At 67.4% G+C, this 18715-nt stretch carries 21 protein-coding genes; 13 read left to right on the top strand and 8 right to left on the bottom strand.

Going from position 1 to position 18715, the window contains the following annotated elements; all coding sequences use genetic code 11:
• The first annotated feature begins 31 nt into the window (after positions 1–31).
• Positions 32–484: a DUF1810 domain-containing protein gene (locus A5650_RS22880; protein WP_067297290.1), complete on the top strand. Its 453-nt coding sequence runs from the start codon at positions 32–34 to the stop codon at positions 482–484.
• On the opposite strand, the gene A5650_RS22875 is transcribed toward A5650_RS22880, so the two are convergent.
• The 5 genes from A5650_RS22875 to A5650_RS22855 are packed head-to-tail and all read right to left on the bottom strand — an operon-like array spanning position 468 to position 5528.
• Complete coding sequence (locus A5650_RS22875) at positions 468–1772, bottom strand: alpha-amylase family protein (protein ID WP_067297287.1); 1305 nt, start codon at positions 1770–1772, stop codon at positions 468–470. The genes A5650_RS22880 and A5650_RS22875 overlap by 17 nt on opposite strands.
• Complete coding sequence (locus A5650_RS22870) at positions 1769–2248, bottom strand: nucleoside deaminase (protein WP_067297284.1); 480 nt, start codon at positions 2246–2248, stop codon at positions 1769–1771. The genes A5650_RS22875 and A5650_RS22870 overlap by 4 nt, the downstream gene beginning before the upstream one ends.
• A 17-nt stretch (positions 2249–2265) precedes the next feature.
• Positions 2266–3948, bottom strand: coding sequence for a tetratricopeptide repeat protein (locus tag A5650_RS22865; protein WP_067297281.1), 1683 nt, complete (start codon positions 3946–3948; stop codon positions 2266–2268).
• A complete protein-coding gene (locus A5650_RS22860; protein WP_067297278.1) occupies positions 3887–4945 on the bottom strand; it encodes a hypothetical protein in 1059 nt (352 codons plus the stop codon). The genes A5650_RS22865 and A5650_RS22860 overlap by 62 nt, the downstream gene beginning before the upstream one ends.
• Entirely contained in the window at positions 4938–5528 is a 591-nt protein-coding gene (locus A5650_RS22855; protein WP_067297276.1) for a TetR/AcrR family transcriptional regulator, read from the bottom strand. The genes A5650_RS22860 and A5650_RS22855 overlap by 8 nt, the downstream gene beginning before the upstream one ends.
• Positions 5529–5694: 166 nt before the next feature.
• Between A5650_RS22855 and A5650_RS22850 the strand changes: the two genes are divergently transcribed.
• Positions 5695–6321, top strand: a complete 627-nt coding sequence (locus tag A5650_RS22850; RefSeq protein ID WP_067297273.1) for a PaaI family thioesterase — start codon at positions 5695–5697, stop codon at positions 6319–6321.
• Here A5650_RS22850 and A5650_RS22845 read toward each other — a convergent pair.
• On the bottom strand, positions 6293–8281 hold the full coding sequence (locus A5650_RS22845; protein WP_353615200.1) for an FUSC family protein: 1989 nt from the start codon (positions 8279–8281) through the stop codon (positions 6293–6295). The two genes, A5650_RS22850 and A5650_RS22845, sit on opposite strands and share 29 nt — an antisense overlap.
• 381 nt (positions 8282–8662) lie before the next feature.
• Between A5650_RS22845 and A5650_RS22840 the strand changes: the two genes are divergently transcribed.
• Genes A5650_RS22840 through A5650_RS22815 form a run of 6 tightly spaced genes read left to right on the top strand, consistent with a single transcriptional unit; the run spans position 8663 to position 12559 of the window.
• Entirely contained in the window at positions 8663–9499 is an 837-nt protein-coding gene (locus A5650_RS22840; protein ID WP_067297270.1) for an SH3-like domain-containing protein, read from the top strand.
• Complete coding sequence (scnC, locus tag A5650_RS22835) at positions 9496–10203, top strand: thiocyanate hydrolase subunit gamma (protein WP_067297268.1); 708 nt, start codon at positions 9496–9498, stop codon at positions 10201–10203. Before A5650_RS22840 ends, scnC begins: the two co-directional genes overlap by 4 nt.
• Positions 10200–10568: a thiocyanate hydrolase gene (locus tag A5650_RS22830; RefSeq protein WP_067297265.1), complete on the top strand. Its 369-nt coding sequence runs from the start codon at positions 10200–10202 to the stop codon at positions 10566–10568. The genes scnC and A5650_RS22830 overlap by 4 nt, the downstream gene beginning before the upstream one ends.
• A 26-nt stretch (positions 10569–10594) precedes the next feature.
• Entirely contained in the window at positions 10595–11329 is a 735-nt protein-coding gene (locus A5650_RS22825; RefSeq protein ID WP_067297262.1) for an EthD domain-containing protein, read from the top strand.
• Complete coding sequence (locus A5650_RS22820) at positions 11329–11772, top strand: TIGR03618 family F420-dependent PPOX class oxidoreductase (RefSeq protein ID WP_067297260.1); 444 nt, start codon at positions 11329–11331, stop codon at positions 11770–11772. Before A5650_RS22825 ends, A5650_RS22820 begins: the two co-directional genes overlap by 1 nt.
• 16 nt (positions 11773–11788) lie before the next feature.
• Positions 11789–12559: an enoyl-CoA hydratase/isomerase family protein gene (locus A5650_RS22815; RefSeq protein ID WP_067297257.1), complete on the top strand. Its 771-nt coding sequence runs from the start codon at positions 11789–11791 to the stop codon at positions 12557–12559.
• Between the two features lie 7 nt (positions 12560–12566).
• On the opposite strand, the gene A5650_RS22810 is transcribed toward A5650_RS22815, so the two are convergent.
• Positions 12567–12764 (bottom strand): (2Fe-2S)-binding protein, encoded by a 198-nt coding sequence (locus tag A5650_RS22810; protein WP_067297253.1) that lies wholly within the window; start codon positions 12762–12764, stop codon positions 12567–12569.
• A 9-nt stretch (positions 12765–12773) separates the two neighbouring features.
• On the bottom strand, positions 12774–13406 hold the full coding sequence (locus A5650_RS22805) for a fatty-acid--CoA ligase (protein WP_067297249.1): 633 nt from the start codon (positions 13404–13406) through the stop codon (positions 12774–12776).
• 241 nt (positions 13407–13647) lie between these two features.
• Between A5650_RS22805 and bfr the strand changes: the two genes are divergently transcribed.
• The 5 genes from bfr to A5650_RS22780 all read left to right on the top strand — a co-directional run bounded on the left by bfr (position 13648) and on the right by A5650_RS22780 (position 18701).
• A complete protein-coding gene (gene bfr, locus A5650_RS22800) occupies positions 13648–14133 on the top strand; it encodes a bacterioferritin (protein WP_067297246.1) in 486 nt (161 codons plus the stop codon).
• Between the two features lie 156 nt (positions 14134–14289).
• Complete coding sequence (locus tag A5650_RS22795) at positions 14290–16338, top strand: MDR family MFS transporter (protein ID WP_067297242.1); 2049 nt, start codon at positions 14290–14292, stop codon at positions 16336–16338.
• Positions 16339–16400: 62 nt separating this feature from the next.
• The gene (locus tag A5650_RS22790) at positions 16401–16883 is read left to right on the top strand and encodes a carboxymuconolactone decarboxylase family protein (RefSeq protein ID WP_067297240.1); all 483 of its coding nucleotides are present in this window, start codon (positions 16401–16403) and stop codon (positions 16881–16883) included.
• 29 nt (positions 16884–16912) lie between these two features.
• Positions 16913–18274 carry a type I glutamate--ammonia ligase gene (locus A5650_RS22785; RefSeq protein ID WP_502687095.1) on the top strand — a complete coding sequence of 454 codons (1362 nt, stop codon included), beginning with the start codon at positions 16913–16915 and terminating at the stop codon, positions 18272–18274.
• A gap of 85 nt (positions 18275–18359) precedes the next feature.
• A complete protein-coding gene (locus tag A5650_RS22780) occupies positions 18360–18701 on the top strand; it encodes a hypothetical protein (RefSeq protein WP_156744287.1) in 342 nt (113 codons plus the stop codon).
• Positions 18702–18715: the final 14 nt, after the last annotated feature.

Genomic DNA, 18715 nt, shown 5'->3' with positions numbered 1-18715 from the left:
CACAGGTTAGCTTGTCAGACTGGCCGGTGACATGGCTAAAGACAGATCACCTTCGGACGACCCCTTCGACCTGCAGCGCTTCGTCGACGCCCAGGAACGCGTGTACGACACGGTGCTCGACGAACTGCGCGCCGGGCGTAAGCGCAGTCACTGGATCTGGTTCGTCTTCCCCCAGTTACGTGGGCTCGGCCGAAGCCCGACGGCGCAGCGGTACGGGATCGGTTCGCTCGCCGAGGCTCGGGCTTATCTCGCCCACGACGTGCTGGGCCCGCGCCTGCACGAGTGCGCCGACCTGGTCGCTCGCAGTGAGCAGTCGTCAGCCGACGTGTTGTTCGGGTCGCCGGACAATCTGAAGGTGCGGTCGTCGATGACGTTGTTCGGCCGGGCGGCCGACGACCCGGAGATCTTCGACGGCGTGTTGGTGAAGTACTACGACGGCCAACCGGACCCGCTCACCGTCGAACTGCTCAGCGCGGAGCGATGATCAGCCAGCCGTGAGGCCCGACCTCGGTGGTCGAGACGACCTCCGACGGCGGGGCGCCGGACCCGGCGAGCACTTCACCCCTGTCGAAACCGAGGTCGGGTAGCGAGATCGGCAGGGGCTCGTCGTCGATGTTGAGCGCGACGACCAGGGACTCGGAGCCGGCGCGACTCTGATACACGTACTGCCGGTTGGTCAGCTGCAACGGTGAGGTGCGCGCCGCGTGCAGCCAAGCGTGGCGCCGGCGCAGCCCGATCAGGAATTTGTGCAGACGGAACACGTCGGCGCCATGTTGGTCGAGATCGGCTGGGGGAGAGGTGAACTCGGGTCGCACCGCGTCGTCGCCACCGAAGCGCTCCTCCTTGACCCCCGTGTAGGCGAACTCGTCGCCGGCGTACACGCTCGGCGTGCCACCGGTCGTCATCTGCAGCACCAACGCGTGCTCGAGGTGCCGGATGTCGTCGAGCTGGCTGGCGATCCGGGTGACGTCGTGATTTCCGACGAAGGTCATGGGCACGAAGGTTTCGAGAAACTCGTTGTGTCGCAACAGTGCCCAGTCGAGCTCGTGGAAGTTCCCGTCGTTCAGCGCGCTCCACACCGCCTTCCACAGCTCGTACTGGGTGACCGAGTCGAACTCGGATGCCCGGACCCGCTGCGAGTAGTCGCCGTGGATGATCTCGGCCAGGAAGTACGCGTCGGGAAAGGTTCCGCGGACGCGCGGTAGCACCTGGGCCCAGAATCGGTCCGGCACCGCATAGGCCGCGTCCAGGCGCCATCCGTCGGCGCCGCGACCCAACCAATGGGTCATCACCTCGACGACGTGGTCGATCACCGCCGGGTTGTCATGGTCGAGCGCGACGAGATCGCCGTGGCCCTCGAACGTGTCGACTCCATCTCCTCGGGTGCGCAGCCACTCGGTGTTGGCGAAATCGGTTCCGACGTGGTTGAACACACCGTCGAGCAGGACACGCAGGCCGCGGCCGCGGGCCTCGCCGACGAGCGTGTCGAAGTCGTCGTCGTCACCGAGCCGCGCGTCGATGCGGAAGTGGTCGGTGGTGTCGTAACCATGGGTGCGCGAGGAGAAGATCGGCCCCAGGGCCAGCCCGGACGCGCCAAGTTCGATTGCGTGGTCGAGCCAGTCAACGATGCGCCGCAGCCGGTGCTCGGCGGGCCCCGGAGGCGGATTGGCGGGGTGCGCGCCGACGAAGCCGAGCGGATAGACGTGCCACCAGATGGCGTGCTCGACCCAGCGCGGTTCGGCGACGGCTGCGGTGTGCGACGGATCGGTCACGGCCGGAATTTCGCTTCGTAGAGGGTCCTCATCTGATCCCTGTACCCGTCTGCGGGTCCGTCCACCTCCAGCCCCGGTGCGATCGTGGTGATCGGCAGCGGTGCCACGGGCGGCGGTGGCGCGCCCCACTCGGTCAGCCAGCGGGTCAGCTGCTCCGAGGATGCGGCATAGACGATGCGACCGAGCCCGACCCAGGCGTGGGCGGCCGCGCACATCGGGCAGTGCTCACCCGAGGTGTAGACGGTGGCCACGGCCCGCTGTCCGGGCGTCAGGTTGGCCGCCGCCCAGCGGGCGATCGCGAACTCCGGATGGCGGGTGTGGTCGCCGTCCTTGACCCGGTTGCGGTCCTCGAACAGCGTGCGTCCGGCGTCGTCGACGAGAAGCGAGCCGAACGGCTCGTCGCCGTCATCGAGCGCTTCGCGCGCCAGCTCGACGCAGCGGCCGAGGAGGGCGAGGTCGTCGTCGCTGAGCGCCACGTTTCGGAGTCTACGGATCAGTCGCAGCAGGCCGGGGAGACCTCAAGCCGGCAGGCGCACGAGGCGCGGATCGGGACGTCGGCCCGCGCCGCGGCGAGTGTGAGCTGCTGACCGACGATCGCGGCCTCGGCGTCGCGGCCCAGCTGCTGCAGGCATTCGTGGTAACCGTGCAGGCTCCATACGTTGTTCGGATGCTGGCACGGCCGGGGCAGCGTGGGATCGAGCCCGAGATCAGCGGCGTACACCGCGGCGGCCTCTTCGACGCGGCCCTGCTCGAGCAGCAGCGCGCCGTAGGCGTGGCGGGTGGGCTGCATCCATCCCCACGGCTCGTCGTACGGTAACGCGTCGTCCAGCTCGATCGCCCGTCGCAGATGCGCAAAAGCGATGTCGAAATCGCATGCGCGGTAGGCGATCTCGCCGTCGAGCATCGCGCCGGCGATTGCGAGGATGTCGAGCACGGTGTTGTTGAACAGATACCGGCTCTCGGGGATGCGGCCGTAGGCGTCGGCGAAGGCTTCCTGCTCGGCGCGGGCCTGTTCCAGGTTGCCCTTCGCGGCGTGGGCCACTCCGCGCCCGTAGTGGATGGTCGCCACGGTGCTGCAATAGAGTTCCGTGTCGTCGGGCAGCGGTTCGGCGATCAGGTCGTCCCAGCGGCCGAACCGGACCAGCACATGCGTGCGCAACGGTACGAAGGCCTCCAGCCAGTCGGCCATCGGCGGCGACTCGATCCCCAGCAGCTCCGGGGTCAGCTGGGCAGCCAGCTCGTCGGCGGCAGCGAACGCGGCGCGCGAATTGCCCTCGAACATCGCCGAATACACCACGAAGTGCAGGTTGTGCGCTCGGTACAGCGAGTAGAAGTTCAGCGAGCCCTCTCGTTCGACGAACCGCCGATCCACGTGAACCGCTGCCAGATTCGAGACCACCGAGTCGCGGTAGTTGCCGCACAGCACGTCGATGTGGCTCGGCATGTGCTGCAGATGGCCGGCGTCGGGCACCAGGCCGCGCAGTAGATCCGCGGCCGGCAACGCGTCCTGCGGGGTCGCCGACATCTCCATCGTGTGTAGGTAGAGGTGCAGGATGCCGGGGTGGACGCGGCCGGCGTCGGTGGCCAGCGCGTCGTCGAGGAACCGCTTGGCCGCCACAACCCGCGAGCCGGGTGCGGGTTCACCGGTTCTGGTGTCCCACAACGCCCATGCCGTCACGTTCACCAGCGCGTCGGCGGCGAGGGCCTGGATGTCGACGTCATCGGGGTAGGCCTCCGCCAGCGCCGCCATCGCGTCGGCGTAGCGCGCACCCCCGGCTGCCAGCGCTTCGGCGTCGTCCGGATCCTCGGTGGGGAAGCGGTCCTGCAGCGCGGCGATCAGGCCTTGCTCCACCGGCGATGCTCGGTTGCCCACAGCCACTTGGAGTTCCATCCTGGCGCGGGCCAGCGATGCGGCCGCGTCGACGGAATCGAAGGCCTCCCAGCCCTTGTTGTAGTTCGGTCCGATCGCGTACGCGATGCCCCAGCGGGCGATGGCGAGGCCGGAGTCCAGTTCGAGCGCGCGCTCGAAGCAGCGGATGGCCTCCTCGTGATTGAACGCGTAGCACCAGACCATCCCGCGGTCGAACCACACCTGAGCCTGCGGCGACGGTGTCTCAATCGGCCGGTGATAAGACCCGAGGTCGTAGTAGGTCTGGTCGCCGGGCGAGATGCTCATGCACCGCACGATAATTCACCCGGGCAGCGGTTGCGGCGGTTGCGAGCAGACATCCTGCGGCGCCCCACAACAGCAGCGTCATCTGCGGTGTCTGCGCGCCGTTGCCACCGAAGTAGACGGCGCTGCGCAGCAGCGAGACGCCCGCGCCTTGCGGCACGATCGTGCTGAAGGTGGAGTAGAACTCCGATAGCAGCGGGCGGCCGACGGGGCCCGCCGCGGCCGCGTTGCCGACGATCACGAGGAACCCCGTCAACGCCGACGAAGCGGCGGAGCCGAACGCCGCGGCGACACCGGTGATCGCCCCGCCGACGGCCATGGAATAGAGCCACAGCGTGCCGAAGACCTGCCACGTGTGGCCGACCAACGCCCCGAGGATCCCGTCGACGTAGAGCGTGACGCCGCCGGCGAGCAGGGCGGAATACCCGGCCAGGGTCACGGTGCGCAGCGCCAGGGTGGCGGGTGTGCGCACGGTGCCCACAAACCTGCCGAGCACCGTCGCCGCGACCGACGCGCCGATGGACAGGAAGATGACCGCGTAGAACTCGACGGTGCCCGACGGGTCGCCGGCCGACGGGGGTGCGACATCTTCGACGACGGGGCGCAGGCCCGCCTTGGAAGCGACCGCCTGCCCGACGGTTTCGGCCGCGGCGGCCACACTGCGGCCACCGCCGCCCGCGACATAGGTCGTCATCACACCGGCGGGATCGACCGCGAACGCCGCGTCGGCCTCGCGTTCGTACACCTGCTGGCGGGCCGCGGCGGCGTCGCCGACCTCGGTGATCGTCAGTGCGTCGTTGCCTCGGAGGCCGTCGACGAATTCCGGCGGCCCGGCCACGGCGACCGACAGGTCGTGCAACTCCGGTTTGGCGAACGCGCCCGAATAGCTGGCGATCATCGCGATGACGACGAGCGTCATGCCGAGCAGGGCCAGCGCGGTCATGCGCACGGCCGTGCGGTCGCCGACTCCGGAACGCTCGGCGGCGTGATGTTTACCCATGACGTGAACCTCTCGAATGTTCGGGAACGCCCAGCAGGGCGTTGACGGTGTCCAGTGCGGCGCGCACGCGGTCGCCGAGGTCGGTGGCGCTCGGGTCGTCCATCCACGAACGCAGCACCTCGGTGAAGCCGCCGACCAGGAACCGAATCACGGCCTCGGGAGCCACCCCGGCGATCGCGGTCACCGCGGGCATGGCGGCGGAGGCCATCTCCTCGCACGCCGGCGTCAGCTCGGCGCGGAACGCCGCGACGACCCGTTGGGCCACCGTGCTGGAGACGACGTGGCGGTACACCGCGCGGTGTTCGGCGACGAAGTCGAACAGGCGCAGGATGCGGGCGCGGGCGTCGCCGCCGATGTCGGCGGTCGCGGCCGCGAATGCGACGGTGACCGCCGTCGCGACGGCGTCGTCGCGGTCGGTGAAGTGCTGGTAGAACACCTGCCTGCTGACGCCGGCACGCGCCACGACGTCGCCGACGGTCAACCCGTCGACCGCTCGCTCGTGTGCGAGCGCGAACGCCGCATCCCGGAGAAGCGCGCGGACCCGCTCTGCGCGCGGGTCGGCGCTGTGTGCACGCGCTGCCATACGAGCAGCCTAAGGCACTTCGTAGACAGATGACTACGAAAAGATAGGTAATCTCATGCGGCCTTCGCGGTGACTGTGACGCACGCCTCGCCCCGCGACCGCCCGTGCGTCCCACTCACCCGCGGGCGATTCGACAACCCTTACTGGAACGTGTTCTAGTGCTTGCGTGGTAAAGTTCACCGACATCGGGAACGTGTCGGGGGCCGAGATCGACCGGCTGCGCGGCGTTTACGGCCCGCTGGCCGAATCGGTTCGGGGGCTGATCGACGCGACGATCCGCACCGAAGTCGACGGCGACACGGTCGCGGCGGTCCGCGAACAGATCGACAGTGCGACAGCCGCGCTGCGGTCGCGGCAGATCGACGGTGCATTCGGCGTGCGGTTCACCTCCGAGGGTGACCAGCTGCCGTGGGGGAATCCCGTGATCGGGCTTCGCAACCCGGTCGCGCCGCCGCTGACCATCGAGCACGACGACCACGGAGGCGTCTACACCGATTTCGAGCTCGGCGCGGCCTACGAGGGCCCGCCGGGACATGTCCACGGCGGGATTTCGGCGCTGATCCTCGACCACGTCCTCGGCGAGGTCGCCGCCAGCGCGGCGAGCCCCCGGTTCACGGGCACCATCACGTTGCGCTATCTGCGCCCGACGCGACTGGGGCGGCTGCACGCAGAGGCAACGATCACCAGGACCGAGGGCATCAAGTCGTACGCGACGGGTTACCTCTCCGACGACGAAGGCGTCACCGTCGAGGCCGAAGGCGTGTTCATCCAGCCGAAGTGGGCTCGCGGATAGTGGCGATACCCGACAGGCTGCGCGTGATCGCGGCGATCTCGGACACCAGGACGCGTGCGGCCCCGTTGTCGCCGGTGAGTCCTTCGGCCTTCTCGCGCACCTGCTGATTGGCCGCGGTCAACGCCCCGAGGTCCACGGTCCACGGTGTCCCCGGATTCGGCGGCGCTCCCCGCAGCGCGTCGACGAAATCGTCGACGGCGGCAATGAATTCGGGGGTCAACGTCGCCGGTGGACGGTTCGGCAGGTTGGCCTCCAGTGCGGTGCACGAGATGGTGACGGCGTTGAGCGCGGTGCGGTACGAACGCAACCAGCGACGCAGCTCCCGCGACTCCATCCGGGTGGCACCCGACGCGGCCTCGAACCCAGCGCGGGCGCGGTATGCGTGCTGCCACGCCGATGACACCGCGTCGCTCGGATGGTCGAGCGGATGGACATAGGCCCTGACCACCGTTGCGGCGTAATCGATTTCGGTCTTCAGCAGTTCACCGGCGCGGTGGTGCAACCGCGTCAGCGCGTGGTCCGGCAGCGCGACGTGCGCCACGACCGCCAGCCCGCCGCCGACGACGATCGAGAACAGCCGGTCCTCGAGCGTCGCCCCCGAGGTGACCGCGTCGATCTCGAGAAGGAAGACGACCGCCGCGGCCAGGGCGGCGCTGGTGGCGATGTAGCCCGTCCTGGTCGCGGCATACGTCGCGGCGAGGCACAGCGTGGCCACCGCGGCGGCTATCCACCCCGTGGGGTGCACCAGCATCACGATGACCGACGCGACGACAACGCCGGTGGCGATGCCCGCCAGTCGGCCGACGCATCGGGTGTAGGTGTGGGCGGTCTCGGGGCGCAACACCATCAGCACGGTCAGCGCGATCCAGTAGCCGTGCGCGACGGGTGCGAACCGGTCCGCGCACGCGGCGACCGCGACGGCCGCGGACAACCGGATGGCGTGACGCAGCAGCGGCGACGTCAACGTCAGGTGCGAGCGGACGGTGGTCAGTGCCGCACGGGCGGGACTGATCACGTCCGGCCGGAACAGATCCGGAAACCGCAACTCCGCCGCTTCGTGAAGCTGCTGCGAAAGCCGTTTGACATCAGGGTTTTCCGGGTCGTGCAGCGCAGCCACCGCGGCATCCAAGCGAACCAGTCCGTGCTCGGCGTTGCGCCTCGCGACATGGGTGTGGTCGGCGATCGCGGCCATCACCTCGGCCGCGGCGGCCAGCATTCGGGAGACGTCGTCGCGCTGGCCCACCGGCGTGCCGCGCAGCGTGCGCAGCGTCGCCATGATCCGTTCGGGCAGCCGGTGCCCGCCTCGGTACGCCTCGGGTCGACGGCTGGCCTGCGTGTCGATGAAGGCATCGCGCAGCGACGGCAACAGCGGCGTACCCTCAGGCGTCTCGTCGTGCTCGGCGGCCTGGCGCGCATCCGCGGCAAGTGCCCCGTACGCCTCGGCGAGGGCCCCCCGCTGAGCCCGCCACCGCTGCGGCGGCCACACCGCGATCAGCCCGGCCTGCAGGGCACCCGCGGCGATCGTCAAGGCTGTCGGGATGAGGACCGACGACGCGGTTGGCGCGAGCGGAGGAGCGATGGCCAGCAGGGCGCCGCCGGCGGCGGCCACGAGTCCCGCATTGTTGCCGACCGCCCACTGCAGGCCCGCCCCGAAGCACCACACGGCGAGCGCGGCGACGAACGCGACGTCGAACGAGGAGAGCAGGGCCCCGATGAAGACCGCCGCGCTCATCTGCGCGGTCACGATCAGCACGCGGGCGATCCGGCCGCCGGGACTGTCCTGCAGCGCGACAGCGCCCGCCACCGCCGCCGCACCGGCCACCCACACAGCGGTCGCACCCGAATTCCACAGCAGTGTGATCGACGCGACCGCCAGCACGCCGAGCAGGCTCCGGCAGACGGCCCCGGGTTCGGGCATGGCCGGCCGGAGGGCGTCGATGACCCTGCTGCGGGTGCTCACCTACTCATTCTGACCCCTGCACCCAACCGCTGGGGGTACCACACGCGTCAATTTCGCGTTGTTGCCCCGACATAGCCGACGACCAGCCCCGACCCTCCAACCGCGCCGACCCAAACATCATGTGCGACAGTGCAAACCCGTCGCCTCGCGAGATCAAGCGGGAGCCGGCGCCCTGGTTTGCCTGCGGCGACGCGATTTCGGGGTTAAAGTCAGCCGACGGGGTCGGTTCGCAGCAGCGGAGGTGCCGGTGGCGGATATCGCTATCGCGCGCGAATCCCTAGCCGAGGATGACCCGCAGGTCCGAATCACCATCACCCCGTCTCATGAGAACCACCGAGCTGCACCGTGCGCGTCTGCGCCGGGCTTACGAAGGGAATCGTCATGAGCACGGCGGCCGAGCGAGCAGCACAACTCGAACTGGTGGCCCGGCTGAAGTCGGCCTATCCCGAACTGCCGGATGCGCCGACACCGGATCTCCTCGACCACAACCGGATCACCGCATATCTCAAACCCGTCCATGACGTCGGCGGTGAACCGGACGCGCCGATGAAGTACGAGAACAAGCAGTACGAGCTCTGGGAGCACATGACGTACGTCATCTGCGAAGTGCTGGCCTGGCGCGGCATCTGGCTCTCCGAGGAACGCCGCCGCATCGGCAACGTCGACGTGGGCAGGGCCGAGTATCTGGGGCTTCCGTATTACGGCCGCTGGCTGTTGGCCGTCGCTCGGGTCCTCGTCGAGAAGCATCACATCGGCCTGACCGAGTTGAGCGAACGGATGGCCGAGGTCAAGGCGCGCTACGAGGGCGGTTTGGCGGGCAAGAAGTTGGAAGCCAAGCCCAAATTCGAGGGCGACGGGTCGGACGTCAGACGCAACGCCCATCACAAGCACGCGGTGGGCAAGGGCGACCCGCAGGTGTATGCCGGGCAGGCCGGCGATCCGAAGTTCAAGGTCGGCGACGCGGTCATCGTGCGCGAACTGCCGGTCATCTTCTACACCCGGACCCCGGAGTACGTGCGCGGGGCGCGCGGCGAGATCGCGACCGTCGCGTACGAAAGCCCGGCGGCCGAGGACGAGACCTGGGACCGCCCGGCCAAACCGGAATGGTTCTACGTCGTGCGGTTCAACATGTCGGAGTTGTGGCACGGCTACACCGGCACCGGCGACGACGTCATACAGACCGAGATTCCCGAGCACTGGCTGGAGGCCGCCAAATGACACACCACGACCACGACCACGACCGCACCGTCGCGCCGATGGTCGACGAGATCACCGACTTCGAGGTGCTCGAGATCGCCTTGCGTGAACTGTGTATCGAGAAGGGCATCTTCACCGCCGAGGAGCACCGCCGCTTCACCGAGTTCGCCGAACAGATCGGGCCCACTCCCGCCGCGACGCTGGTGGCCAGGGCGTGGCTGGATCCGGAATTCAAGAAGCTTGCGTTGGCCGAACCCATGACCGCCAGCAAGGAGGTCGGCGTCGACTGGATGGAGCCCACGGGGTTCGGAACACCCAGCGACTTCACAGCTTTCGAAATCCTCGAGGACACAACGACACTGCACAACGTGATCGTGTGCGCCCTGTGCTCTTGTTATCCCCGGCCCATCCTGGGCAACTCGCCGGAGTGGTATCGCACGCCCAACTACCGCAGGCGCATGGTCCGCTGGCCGCGTCAGGTACTGGCGGAGTTCGGCCTGTATCTGCCCGACGAGGTCACGGTGCGCGTGCAGGACTCCAATCAGAAACACCGGTTCATGGTGATGCCCATGCGTCCCGCGGGCACCGAGGACTGGACCGAGAAGCAGCTCGCCGAGATCATCACCCGCGACTGCCTGATTGGGGTCGCCCTACCCAAACCGGGCATCACCACCAACGTCATCACCGACACCCGTCCCGCCGTCCACCCCGCCTCGGAAGCATGAGCGGCACACCGGATCCCGGCATCGAGCAGACGACGGTCGCCCCGCTCGAGGAGATCGTCGAGCGCAATCAGGTCTGGTCGCGAATGGCGGCGAAGTACGGGGTGGAAAACCCTGTGCCGCCGTGGAAGACGAGTCTGGACGGGCTGTGCGACGCGCTCGACCGGGCGGCATGCGATGCCGACATCCCCGACTTCAAGGCGCGACGTGACGAAGAGGACGCCCTGACCGCGACGCGCTACGCCCAATTGCCCTATCCTGAGAGCCAACTGGTGTCGTTGGCGCACTCGCTGGTGGCCCGCGGGGTTATCGACGAGAACGAGTTGAGGCAGCGCCTGGCCAGCATCCGCGAGCGGTTGGAAGCCTGACCGGCGCGACACGCTAAGTTCGCCTCGTGGAGAAAGTCATCGTCACGCTGCGGGCTGCCCTGTCCGAAAATGGGGCCGACGACGTGTGGTGTTCGCGCCTACGCGAACAGGTCGTGCCGGATCTGCTGGACCTCGGGATCCCGGGGCTGGCGGTGAACGTGCGCGACGGCGTGGTGCGTGACTCTCTGATGACCCTGACGACCCTTGATCCGCCGGTAGTCGGTTTCGTCAGCCTCTGGACCCAGCAGTCATACGGTGATCAGGTGAACGCCGCGCTCGCGCGGCTACGGCAGGAGGCGGAAGCCGTGGCGGCCTATCTGGTCACCGAATCGGTCCCGATGGCGCCACCGCACACCGCGCCGGGGGAGCGGACCGACGGGTTCGCCAATGTCGCACTGCTGCGCAGGCCCGCCGACCTCGACGAGCCGACGTGGTTGCGGCGCTGGCACATCGATCACACGCCGGTGGCGATAGAGACCCAGTCGACGTTCGGATACACCCAGAACGCGGTGGTGCGTGCGCTGACGCCGGACGCACCGCCGGTCTCGGCGATCGTCGAGGAACTGTTTCCCGTCGCGGCGCTGGCCGACCTGCACGCGTTCTTCGATACGGCCGACGACGACGAGTTACACGAGCGGATGGGCCGGATGGTGGCCAGTACGGCCGCCTTCGGCGCCAACCGCGACGTCGACACGGTTCCCACCAGCCGCTACGTGTACCGCACGCCGTTTACGGAAAGCGCTGTTGCGCAGGAGGTCTGATGACAACACTCGACGAGGCCGTCGCACTGGCTGCCGCCGACAACGGCTTGGCCGTGGTGTCGACGCTGCGCGGCGACGGCACCATTCAGGCCTCATTGGTCAACGTCGGCAAGCTGACGCACCCCGACAGCGGCGCACCGGTGCTCGGGTTCGTCACCTACGGCAAGGTCAAGCTGGCCAACCTTCGCGCCCGCCCACAGCTGGCGGTGACGTTCCGCCAGGGCTGGCAGTGGGCGACCGTCGAGGGTGAGGCCGAGATCGCCGGGCCCGACGATCCGCAACCGTGGCTCACCGACCCCGACCGGTTGCGGCTGCTGCTGCGCGAGGTGTTCGAAGCCGCGGGCGGAACGCACGACGACTGGGCCGAATACGACCGCGTGATGGCCGAGCAGCGCCGTACCGTGGTGCTCATCGCACCCACCCGGGTCTACAGCAATGGGTAACGCTTAATCTGCTGCCGTGGCTGAAACGACCCTGCGGATCGACGACGAGAACCGCGTCCGCACCCTGACCCTCAACCGGCCCGACGTGCTCAACGCGTTCAACGAGGAGCTGTATCTCGCGACCGCGACCGCACTGCGACAGGCCGCCGACGATGAGGGCGTCGCGGTCGTCGTGCTCACCGGTGAGGGACGGGCGTTCAGCGCGGGCAACGATCTCAACGAGATGCAAAGGCGCATTACCGATCCCGCGTTCAACGAACAGGGCTCTCATTTCACCGCGATGATCGACGCGCTCGCCGATTTCCCGAAACCGTTGATCTGTGCGGTCAACGGCGTCGGAGTCGGTATCGGTGCAACGATTCTCGGCTATGCCGACCTGGCCTTCATGTCGACGACGGCCCGGCTCAAGACGCCGTTCACGAGCCTCGGCGTCGCGCCGGAGGCCGCGTCGTCGTACCTGCTGCCGCGCCTGGTCGGCCGGCAGAATGCCGCGTGGCTGCTGATGTCGTCGGAATGGGTGGACGCTCGTGAGGCGCAGCGGATGGGCCTGGTGTGGAAGGTGTGTCCACCCGAGGACCTGCTGGCCGAAACCCGCCGTCACGCCGAGATTCTGGCGTCGCGGCCGATCGCGAGCCTCATGGCGGTCAAGCAGACGATGACGGCGCCGACCCGCGAGGGCATCGCCGCCGCGACGGCGAGGGAGAACGAACAGTTCGCGGTGCTGATGGGTGCCGCAGCGAACGCGAGCGCGCTGGCCGACTTCACCGGCAAGCACGGGCCGCAGTAGCGCAGCTTCAGCGACTCACCGCTTTGGGCGTCGCACCGTCGACCTCGCACTGGGCGGCGATGATGGCCCGCAAAGTGCGCCGGCAGCGTCCGCAGTCACCCCCGGCCCCGCAGGCCTCGGCGATCTGTTTGGACGTCCGCGCGCCGTTGGCGACGCACTCGGTGACGTCGTGGCTGGTGATCCCCATACACAAGCAGACAAACATGGCGCCCCGTCAACCCTGCTCGTCGATGGTCATCAAGTGGGCGAAGCGGCCGATGAAGTGGGTGGGATAAGCACCCATCCCCACGTTCGACATCCACTCCGCCGCGGCATCCGGGTGGTCGATCCAGTGCCTGGCGGCAGTCTCGTCCTCGATTTCCTGCAAGATCATGACTTCGTGCCCGTCGTCGAGCGCGCGGTAGACCCAGATCTTGCGCACGCCGCCGCGCTTGAAGCGTTCGACGCCGTCGTGGATCTTGACCATCAGCGCCGACACGTCCTCCACCGACGACATGACGCCCACGACCACCCGGCCGACGTGGTCGGCGGGGGACGGGGGATAGAGGTCGATCTTCTCGACCACCTCACCGCCGAAGATCGGCGGGATGTCGTCGACGCCGGCGACGTTGAACCACTCGAAGACCGCAGAGGATAGAAGCACCTCGCGAATTGATTTGGCATTGCGGATTCCGATTGTCACGAGGACGCGGTTCGGTTCCCAAATCGATTCGTATACGACGAGATGGTGGGCGCCGATCGACTGCAGATCGTCGCGACGCTTTTTGAGCCATTTCCACATTCGCTCGACGTCGGCGACGCGAAAGTCGCAAGCGAGAATCAATGAGTGCAGATCGTACTGACCCATCGAATCGCCCTGTCTCCCTCGCGGCCTCGGCAACGGTTAGCAGAGTCTAACCTTACTTAGCCTAGGCAGTCCAGACTAGGCCCCCGATCTGCGCCTCGAGGCCCCGGACCGATTGAGAATTCGGTCGAAAACACGCCCCACGCAAGGATTAAAGCGAGCTTGCGGGAGGTAACTGCACTAGCGTGGGAGGCGCATCACCGACAGCGAAGCTTGATCAGCCCTCAAGTGCCTAGGAGCGACCATGCAAGGCGATCCGGACGTGCTCAAACTGCTCAATGAGCAATTGACGAGCGAGCTCACGGCCATTAATCAGTATTTCCTGCATTCAAAGATGCAGGCGAATTGGGGCTTTACCGAACTCGCCGAATACACGCGCAAAGAGTCATTCGAAGAAATGAACCATGCGGAGTCCATCACGAACCGCATTCTGCTTCTCGACGGCCTTCCGAACTATCAGCGGCTGTTCTCGTTGCGGATCGGCCAGACCTTGCGCGAGCAGTTCGAGGCCGACCTCGCCATCGAGTACGAGGTATTGGAGCGCCTGCGTCCGGGCATCATCATGTGCCGCGAGAAGGGCGACGCGACCTCGGCCACGCTGCTCGAGAAGATCCTCGACAACGAGGAAGACCACATCGACTACCTCGAGACACAGCTGCAGCTGATGGACAAGCTGGGCGAGGAGCTCTACTCGGCCCAGTGCGTCTCGCGCCCGCCCACCTCGCTCTAGCTGCACCTCAATCTCCGCGAGCGCGCGTGTCTGCACACAACACGCCGCCGATCGGCAGCGTTTTGCGCACGCTCGCGGGGGCAATTCTCTCCCGGTACGTAACTTTCATAGCCTGACTAACGATATGGCTGTTGAGTTTCGTATCGGAAGGGAAGTATGACGAGTCAGGTCATGTCGGCGGCTGTCGATCCGGAGGTCCGCGGCACGCAAATCGGTTCGCGGCGCCGCAACGCGGTGTTCATCGCGGTGCTGCTCGGAATGCTGCTTGCCGCGCTGGACCAGACGATCGTCGCCACCGCGTTGCCGACGGTCGTCGCCGACCTTGGCGGCGCCGGCCACCAGTCGTGGGTGGTGACGAGCTACCTGCTCGCGTCGACCATCGTCACGGCGATCGTCGGCAAGCTCGGCGACCTGTTCGGTCGAAAGACCGTCTTCGGCGCCGCCGTGCTGTTCTTCCTGACGGGCTCCGTGCTCTGCGGCATCGCGACCTCGATGACCATGCTTGTCGCCTCGCGGGCGCTGCAAGGCATCGGCGGCGGCGCGATCATGGTCACCGCGATGGCATTGATCGGCGAGGTCATCCCGCTGCGCGACCGCGGTCGCTACCAGGGAGCGCTCGGCGCCGTGTTCGGCGTCACGACGGTGATCGGGCCGTTGCTCGGCGGGTTCTTCACCGACCACCTCACCTGGCGGTGGGCATTCTGGATCAACGTGCCCGTCGCCGTGGCTGTGCTCGCCGTCGCCGCAGTGGCGATCCCGCCCCTGACGAAGTCCGGCAAGGCCGTCATCGACTACGCGGGCATCGTGTTCGTCGGGCTGGGCGCGTCGGGCCTGACATTGGCGACGAGCTGGGGCGGCAGCACGTACCCCTGGTCGTCACCCACCATCATCGGGCTGTTCGCCGCCTCGTTCGCGGCCTTGGCGATCTTCGTGTGGGTGGAACTTCATGCCGCCGAGCCGATCCTGCCGATCCGGTTGTTCGCCAGCCCGGTGTTCACCGTGTGTTGCATCCTCGGGTTCATCGTCGGCTTCGCGATGTTGGGCGCGCTGACGTTCCTGCCGACCTTCATGCAGTTCGTCAACGGCGTCTCGGCGACGACGTCGGGTCTGCGCACGCTGCCGATGGTCGCGGGCATGTTGATCACCTCGATCGGCAGCGGCCAGATCGTCGGGCGCACCGGCAGGTACCGGATCTTCCCGATCGCGGGCACCGCGACCATGGCGGTGGCCTTCCTGCTGCTGTCCGGGATGGACGCCGCGACGCCGACCTGGCAGCAGTCGCTGTATCTGTTCATCCTCGGCACGGGGATCGGACTGTGCATGCAGGTGCTCGTGCTCGTCGTGCAGAACACCTCGAGCTTCGCCGACCTCGGGGTGGCCACTTCGGGCGTCACGTTCTTCCGCACCATCGGAAGCTCCTTCGGCGCAGCGATTTTCGGCAGCCTATTCGCCAACTTCCTGGCCAGCCGGATCGGGCCCGCACTGGCCGCGAGCGGCGCCCCGCCGCGCGCAGCGGAGTCGCCGCAGGCACTGCACATGCTGAGTCCGCGCATGGGCGCACCGATCATCGACGCCTACGCCGACTCGCTGGGGCGGGTCTTCCTGTGCGCGGTGCCGGTGGCGGTGGTCGGCTTCGTCGTCTCGCTGTTCCTCAAAGAGGTGCAGCTGCGGGAGGTGGAGACGGTGTCGGCATCCGACCTGGGTGAAGGCTTCGGCATGCCCAGCACCGAATCGCCCGAGAAGATCCTCGAAGTGGCCGTCGGCCGGCTGTTCCGCGATTCGCCGGAGATCCGGCTGCGCAGCCTGGCCCGCGAACCCGGATGCGACCTCGACGTCAGCCAGATGTGGGCACTGCTGCAAATCTACCGGCAGAACCAGGTGTTCGGATCGGCGACGCTGACCGACATCGCCGAACGTCTCCGCGTGCCGTACGAGATCATCGAGCCGACGTTCGACGATCTGGTGCGACGCGGCCTGGCGCTTCGCACGGGCGAGCGGCTCTGGCTGACCCAGAGCGGGATCCGGCAGGTCGATGCCATTTCGACGGCGATCGTGGGTCGCATCGTCGAGAAGCTGGCCACCTCCCCGACCTTTGAGGGGCGCCCGGACCGGTTCCAGGTCGAGGCGGCGCTGGAGCGCATCGCGCACCGAATGCTCCTGCAGCGGGACTGGACCGACGACCGCCAGCTCGTGACCACCAGCTGACCGCGGCGAAGCCGAAACTAGAACGCGTTCCAATTCGACGCGAGCGGGCGTACGATGCCGCCATGAGTCGAATTGGAGACTTCGCCGACAACGACGCTGCCGCTTGGGTGACGAAGTCGCCGGATATCGGTGTGGCGATGGCCGGCTTCACCAATGCGGTCTACACCAAGAACCGGCTGCCGATGCGGGTCCGCGAACTGGCGCGGATGGTCATCGCGTTGGACAACGAATGCGTGGTGTGCCAGAACACCCGTGACTCCGAAGGTTTGGCGGCCGGCGTCGATGAGGACCTCTACGACCACGCGGCCGAGTGGCGGACGTGGCCGGGCTACAGCGAGCAAGAGCGCATCGCCGCCGAGTTCGCCGAACGCTTCGCCAGCGACCACACCGGTCTGCGCGACGACGAGGACTTCTGGCAGCGCTGCAGCGAGCACTTCTCCGATGAGCTGCTGACCGACCTCGCGCTCTCGTGCGCGATGTGGTTGGGCATGGGCCGGATGTTGCGCACGCTCGACATCGGGCAAAGCTGCAAGATCACGCTGTAACTCACTGCGAGGCGCGCAGAATGGCTGTGGTGAAACCAGCAACAGCCAAACCGCTCGCGGCGGCGGCGATCGCCCAACTCGAGGCCGACGGGGTAGCGACCCTGATCGGCACGGTGGTGAACGCGGCGGGCCTCACGCTCGCCAAGACCGTTCCGTTGCGGCGGATGGGCACGTTCGCCGACCCCGGTCTCGGCGCCAGCCCGGTGTGGCACGTCTTCGCGATCGACCAGAGCGGCATCGTCTTCGGTGACGAGATCGGCGTGGTGGGGGACCAGCGGATCCGGATCGACCTGGGCGCCTTGCGCATCCTCGGCGACGGGTTGGCCTGGGCGCCAGGCAATTTCTTCAACCAGGACGGCACCCCGGACCCCTACTGCAGCCGTGGCGTCCTGGGCCGGGTCGAGGATCGATTGGCGGACGCCGGGATCAGCACGGTGGTGGGCCATGAGATGGAGTTCGTGCTCGTCGGACCCGACGGCAGCCGGCTCCCGTCGCACCTGTGGGCCCAGTACGGCCTGGCCGGCATCTTGGAGTACGAGGGATTTGTCCGCGACGTCACCGACGCGGCGACCGCGTCGGGCGTCGCGATCGAACAGTTCCATCCCGAGTACGGCGTCAACCAGTTCGAGATCTCGCTCGCCGCGCTGCCGCCGGTCGCGGCCGCCGACGCCCTGGTGCTGATGCGGATCATCATCGGCCGAGTCGCGCGGCGGTACGGGATGCGGGTGAGCCTGTCGCCGGTGCCGTTCGCCGGGGAGGTCGGATCGGGTTCGCATCAACACTTCTCGATGAAGCGCGGCGACGTCCCGTTGTTCTCCGGCGGCGACGGCGTCAACGGCCTCACCGCCGAGGGGGAGTCAGCGGTGGCAGGGCTGCTCGCCGGACTGCCGGACGCCCAAGGCGTGCTCGCCGGTTCCGTGCTGTCGGGCCAACGCATGCAACCCGGTCACTGGTCCGGGGCAACAGTCTGTTGGGGCACCGAGAACCGCGAAGCCGCAGTTCGATTCCTGATCGGCGGGGTGAGCAACCCCTTGGGAGCCAATGTCGAGGTGAAGGTCATCGATCCGTCGGCCAATCCTTACCTGGCGACGGCGACGATCCTGGGCCTCGCCCTGGAGGGGATCGAGCGGGGGCGGAAGCTCCCGCCGGAGACGACCGTCGATCCCGTCACACTCACCGACGAGCAGCGACAGCGGGCCGGTATCGTGACCATGGCCGACAACCAGGCCGATGCCGTGGATGCGCTGGACCGTTCCGAGTCGATGCGCAACATCCTCGGCGACGCGGTCGTCGACTCCGTTGTCGCCGTGCGCCGCTACGAACAGAAGAACTTCGGCGACCTCAGCGCGCAGGACGCTGCCGATAAGTTCCGATTGGCGTGGAGCGTCTGAGCCCTGCGCTGTTGCATTGCCCGGCGGATAGGAAACCCTTCCGAATTCACGAGTCGAATCTAGCTCTCCGGTGATTTCGGGTGACGTGGCGATCAACGAGTATCGCGGTAGTCGCAATGCATGCGACACGAAAACCCGAAAACGCCGAAAAGGAGAAGGGAAAATGCCTCGTTCACGCACCACCTCACTTGCCGTGGTGACGGCCGCCGTACTCGGCACGCTCATCACCACGATCGCACCCGTCGCTCACGCCGAGAAACTCTCGGAGAACACCATCAAGGGCGAATGTGCTTCCGCCGGTGGCACCTACAGCACCACCTCCAAGGGTGGCACGCGGTTTTCTACGTGTACCTATAAGGACAACGAAGGCAACAAGTTCCGTGATTACTACATGGATGGTGGCTACTATTCGACGCGTCCGCTCTGAGCGCGCGTGAGTAA

The sequence above is a fragment of the Mycobacterium sp. 1164985.4 genome (assembly GCF_001668575.1).
Lineage (GTDB): Bacteria > Actinomycetota > Actinomycetes > Mycobacteriales > Mycobacteriaceae > Mycobacterium.
This window is presented reverse-complemented; position numbering and strand designations above follow the sequence as displayed.

Bases quoted from the DNA above. Each gene is read 5' to 3' on its own strand.
- A5650_RS22790 (WP_067297240.1), top strand. From the start codon at position 16,401: ATGAGTCGAATTGGAGACTTCGCCGACAACGACGCTGCCGCTTGGGTG.
- A5650_RS22865 (WP_067297281.1), bottom strand. From the start codon at position 3,948: ATGAGCATCTCGCCCGGCGACCAGACCTACTACGACCTCGGGTCTTAT.
- A5650_RS22805 (WP_067297249.1), bottom strand. From the start codon at position 13,406: ATGGGTCAGTACGATCTGCACTCATTGATTCTCGCTTGCGACTTTCGC.
- A5650_RS22810 (WP_067297253.1), bottom strand. From the start codon at position 12,764: ATGTTTGTCTGCTTGTGTATGGGGATCACCAGCCACGACGTCACCGAG.
- A5650_RS22830 (WP_067297265.1), top strand. From the start codon at position 10,200: ATGAGCGGCACACCGGATCCCGGCATCGAGCAGACGACGGTCGCCCCG.
- A5650_RS22840 (WP_067297270.1), top strand. From the start codon at position 8,663: ATGAGCACGGCGGCCGAGCGAGCAGCACAACTCGAACTGGTGGCCCGG.
- A5650_RS22880 (WP_067297290.1), top strand. From the start codon at position 32: ATGGCTAAAGACAGATCACCTTCGGACGACCCCTTCGACCTGCAGCGC.
- A5650_RS22795 (WP_067297242.1), top strand. From the start codon at position 14,290: ATGACGAGTCAGGTCATGTCGGCGGCTGTCGATCCGGAGGTCCGCGGC.
- A5650_RS22860 (WP_067297278.1), bottom strand. From the start codon at position 4,945: ATGGGTAAACATCACGCCGCCGAGCGTTCCGGAGTCGGCGACCGCACG.
- scnC (WP_067297268.1), top strand. From the start codon at position 9,496: ATGACACACCACGACCACGACCACGACCGCACCGTCGCGCCGATGGTC.
- A5650_RS22820 (WP_067297260.1), top strand. From the start codon at position 11,329: ATGACAACACTCGACGAGGCCGTCGCACTGGCTGCCGCCGACAACGGC.
- bfr (WP_067297246.1), top strand. From the start codon at position 13,648: ATGCAAGGCGATCCGGACGTGCTCAAACTGCTCAATGAGCAATTGACG.
- A5650_RS22855 (WP_067297276.1), bottom strand. From the start codon at position 5,528: ATGGCAGCGCGTGCACACAGCGCCGACCCGCGCGCAGAGCGGGTCCGC.